The organism is Polaromonas sp. P1_G2 (assembly GCF_056405515.1).
On record NZ_JBFUBY010000388.1, the window covers coordinates 1 to 2,941 of the forward strand.

Consider the following 2,941-nt stretch of genomic DNA (forward strand, 5'->3'; position numbering starts at 1 on the left):
GGCCGTTCATGCCGTTGATGGCTGCCTGGGCTTCTGCATCGCTGCCCATTTCGACAAAGCCAAAGCCCTTGGAGCGACCCGTGTCGCGTTCCATCATGACTTTAGCGCTGGTGACAGCGCCGAATTGGCCAAAAGATTGTTGCAGGTCTTCGTCGCGAACCGAGTAAGGCAGGTTGCCGACGTAAAGTTTGTTGCCCATGAAGGGACTCCTCTAAAACACAAAAACAAAAGCGATGGGGTCCCGAAAGCACAACAAATCTTGATACGTACCGCTGTAGCGCGCGAAACTGACCGATCACCTAACGTGTGCGAATGCTGGCATTCGCACCGGCATATTATGCTCGACGAAAATAAAACACAATCCTCTAGCGTTACTACCTAGACTGCGCCAGCCCGCATGAACAGGGGCTCTCCGGCCTCTTGTGGTGCCAGCTGGAGCCGGGTTTTTGCGGCCAAAGCGAGTCCATAACGAGTGGCGACGGCAAGCCAAAATGAAGCATAAAGACTTCCATGCCTTGCCAACCTCCAACGGACTTGACTTCTGAAAATTCTTTTTAAAAAACAAGCCGCAACTGATTTACGAGCTAAGTTAGTGCCTACATTGAAAAAATCGATGTCATAAAAACCAGAGCCGTGCTGGTTTATTGGGCTTGCGAAGCACGGCCGGGTTAAACCCTTGGACCGCCGCGTGTGAACCTCCACAAAGAGCCGAAAGAGAGCACGCTGCGCACGTAGTTTGTTCCAACTTCAGGGAAATAGTTACACAAATTTGCATTCACGAAGAGTGCTGTTCTTGTCTGTGTAGCGCGCTCTCTTTTACGCGCGGCATCGGCCCCCGTCGGCCGCGCAACAAGGCGCTATTTCGGTAAATTGTCTGCGGCCCGGCCTGCCGCCGCCTGCTCGGCCGCGCCGGTGTAGTGGCGCCAGCGCTTCATCGCGACGCGCAGGGTCAGAATCTGGTTCTCGAATCGGGGGCAAGCCTCGCAGGCCATCAGGTGCAGCTTGAGCGCGACGTGGTCCGGCAGGCTGAGCGCGCGATCCTCGCGCGCAATCAGCAGGGCCGCGGCCTCCCGGCAGGTGCGTCGTAACAGGGTGATCTTGGGTTTCACGTCAGGGGTGGAAAGCGTCAGGTGCCGGGTTGGCCGAACCAGTGGATATTCAGGCACTCCTGCAGGCGCAGGCGGGCCCGGTGCAACTGGACATAAAGATTGGTCGGTGTCAGCGAGAGTTCCTTACAGACTTCTTGTGAGGAAAGCTCCAGCCATTCGCGCATCAGGAACAGCCGGCCCAGCGCCGGCGGCAGGCGCTCCATGCAGGCGTCCAGCACCTGGAAGAACTGCACCTGCTGCAGGGTCTGGTCGGGGTTACCCCAGTCGTTGGGCGTTTCGGCGAAATGGCCGTCGGCCTTGAAGGACAGCCGGTCAAGCTCGTCGCCTTCCTCGTCGGCCTGCGCATCGGGCACGGCCACCAGGCGGGCATTGCTGCGGATCAGGTCTATGACCTTGTGTTTGAGGATGCCGACCAGCCAGGTCTTGAGTTGCGAGCGGTTGCCGAAGGATTGGGGCTTGGACAGCGCCGCGAGCAGGGTCTCCGACACCGCGTCTTCCGCCCATTCGTCGTTGCGCAGTTGCAGGCGCGCAAAGCGAAGGAGGTAGAGCCGGTGTTCGACCAGCTGCTCTTCAAAAGTAGGCATGGCCGGAAGTCTAGCGGCAGGCGGCGCTGGCCGCTACCAATTGACTTCGCGGTCCGGCGTCGCGCCGATGCGGTGGATCGAAAGGTCGGCGCCTTCAAACTCTTCTTCCTGGCTCAGGCGTAAGCCCATCGTCGCCTTGAGGGCGCCGTAGACGGCAAAACCCGCCAGCAATGCCCAACCCACGCCCATCGCGCTGCCTATAAGCTGGGCGCCAAAACTCACACCGCCCAGGCCGCCCAATGACTGGCTGCCGAAAATGCCGGCCGCGATACCGCCCCACAGGCCGCACAAACCGTGCAGCGGCCAGACGCCCAGCACGTCGTCGATCTTCCATTTGTTCTGCGTCAGCGTGAACATCACCACGAACACAGCACCGGCCACACCACCGGTCACCAGCGCGCCCAGCGGGTGCATCAGGTCCGAACCGGCGCACACCGCCACCAGCCCGGCCAGCGGGCCGTTGTGCACAAAACCGGGGTCGTTCTTGCCGAAGGCCAGTGCCGCCAGCGTGCCGCCCACCATGGCCATCAGCGAGTTGACGGCGACCAGGCCGGAGATCTTGTCAATGGTCTGCGCACTCATCACGTTGAAGCCGAACCAGCCCACAGTCAGGATCCAGGCGCCCAGCGCCAGGAAGGGAATGTTCGACGGCGGATGGGCCGATACCGCGCCGTCCTTGCGGTAGCGGTTGCTGCGCGCGCCCAGCAAAATCACCGCCGGCAACGCCAGCCAGCCGCCCACCGCGTGGACCACGATGGACCCTGCGAAGTCATGGAATTCCGCGCCGGTCAGCGACTTGATCCAGGTCTGCACGCCGAAGTGCTGGTTCCAGACAATGCCCTCGAAGAAGGGATAGACCAGCCCGACGATGACGGCCGTGGCGATCAGCTGCGGATAAAAGCGCGCGCGCTCGGCGATGCCGCCGGAAATAATCGCTGGAATCGCCGCGGCAAAGGTCAGCAGGAAGAAAAACTTGACCAGCTCGTAGCCGTTTTTGGCGGCCAGCTGTTCCGCGCCGACGAAGAAGTGGGTGCCGTAAGCGACGCCATAGCCCACCACAAAATACACCACGGTAGATACAGAAAAGTCCACCAGGATCTTGACCAGCGCATTGACCTGGTTCTTTTTGCGAACCGTGCCCAGTTCCAGAAAGGCAAAACCGGCATGCATGGCCAGTACCATGATGCCGCCCAGCAAGATGAACAAGGCGTCCGAGCCCTGTTTTAGTGCTTCCATAAGTCCCTCTTC

At 60.3% G+C, this 2,941-nt stretch carries 4 protein-coding genes; all 4 read right to left on the reverse strand.

Annotated elements, in window-relative coordinates; translation table 11 throughout:
* The coding region (locus AC1D0P_RS23965; RefSeq protein ID WP_477679028.1) for an RNA recognition motif domain-containing protein at positions 1-199 on the reverse strand (199 nt) is incomplete at its 3' end.
* Positions 200-857: 658 nt separating this feature from the next.
* A complete protein-coding gene (locus AC1D0P_RS23970) occupies positions 858-1,109 on the reverse strand; it encodes a zf-HC2 domain-containing protein (RefSeq protein WP_477679029.1) in 252 nt (83 codons plus the stop codon).
* Between the two features lie 17 nt (positions 1,110-1,126).
* Positions 1,127-1,693 (reverse strand): sigma-70 family RNA polymerase sigma factor, encoded by a 567-nt coding sequence (locus AC1D0P_RS23975; RefSeq protein WP_477679030.1) that lies wholly within the window; start codon positions 1,691-1,693, stop codon positions 1,127-1,129.
* 33 nt (positions 1,694-1,726) lie between these two features.
* The gene (locus AC1D0P_RS23980; RefSeq protein ID WP_477679031.1) at positions 1,727-2,929 is read right to left on the reverse strand and encodes an ammonium transporter; all 1,203 of its coding nucleotides are present in this window, start codon (positions 2,927-2,929) and stop codon (positions 1,727-1,729) included.
* Positions 2,930-2,941 lie beyond the last annotated feature (12 nt).